1 protein-coding gene is annotated in these 540 nt (G+C 60.0%); it reads left to right on the plus strand.

Annotated elements, in window-relative coordinates; genetic code table 11:
• On the plus strand, positions 1-540 hold a 540-nt coding region (gene traX, locus LZP73_RS19245), incomplete at both ends, for a type-F conjugative transfer system pilin acetylase TraX (protein WP_234236520.1).

A 540-nucleotide genomic window follows, 5' to 3' on the forward strand; every position in this document is an offset into this window, starting at 1 on the left:
ATGGATGTTTCTGGCCGGGCGAGGAGCCTTTCCGCTGTTTGCCCTGGTGTGGGGGCTGAATCTGTCCCGTCATGCGCATATCCGGCAACCGGCCATTAACCGGCTGTGGGGATGGGGAATTATTGCCCAGTTCGCATATTATCTGGCCGGCTTTCCCTGGTATGAGGGGAATATCCTGTTTGCCTTTGCAGTGGCGGCACAGGTGCTGACGTGGTGTGAAACGCGCAGTGGGTGGCGTACAGCAGCGGCCATTCTTCTGATGGCCCTGTGGGGGCCTTTGTCCGGCTCCAGTTACGGCATTGCCGGGCTGCTGATGCTGGCAGTCAGCCACCGGCTGTACCGGGCGGAAGACAGAGCGGAACGTCTGGCGCTGGTCGCCTGCCTGCTGGCTGTTATTCCGGCGCTTAACCTTGCCACCAGTGATGCAGCGGCGGTGGCCGGTTTTGTGATGACGGTGCTGACCGTTGGTCTGGTGTCGTGTGCAGGAAAATCATTACCCCGTTTCTGGCCCGGGGATTTTTTCCCGGTATTCTACGCCTG

This window comes from Shewanella sp. AS16, from assembly GCF_021412365.1.
Taxonomy (GTDB): domain Bacteria; phylum Pseudomonadota; class Gammaproteobacteria; order Enterobacterales; family Shewanellaceae; genus Shewanella; species Shewanella salipaludis.